We start from the raw sequence: 428 nt of genomic DNA on the forward strand, positions 1-428 counted from the left end.
CTCCAGTAGATCTGCAAGTTGCAGAACGTATGATGGAGTGTTTAACTTTCGACGGTACCTTTGGTAATGCTGCATCTCGTTCCCACGCTTATGGCTGGCAGGCAGAAGAAAAAGTTGAATATGCACGTGAGCAAGTCGCAAATTTAATTAAAGCCGACCCACGTGAAATTGTTTGGACTTCTGGTGCAACTGAGTCAGATAACCTTGCTCTTAAAGGTGTTGCTCAATTCTATGCATCTAAAGGCAAACATATCATTACAAGTAAAATTGAACACAAAGCTGTTCTAGACCCTTGTCGTGAATTAGAAGAACAAGGTTTTGAAATTACTTACTTAGAGCCAGAGCCACAAACAGGTTTAATTACTCCTGAGATGGTTAAGGCTGTCCTTCGCCCAGATACTATTCTTGTTTCTCTTATGATGGTAAAC

1 protein-coding gene is annotated in these 428 nt (G+C 40.9%); it reads left to right on the forward strand.

Translation table 11 applies throughout. The annotated features are described in order from the left end of the window. The coding region (locus tag K9U40_RS24035) for an aminotransferase class V-fold PLP-dependent enzyme (protein ID WP_282892559.1) at positions 1-428 on the forward strand (428 nt) is incomplete at both ends.

This window comes from Xanthobacter autotrophicus, from assembly GCF_030015065.1.
GTDB classification, from domain to species: domain Bacteria; phylum Pseudomonadota; class Alphaproteobacteria; order Rhizobiales; family Xanthobacteraceae; genus Xanthobacter; species Xanthobacter autotrophicus_D.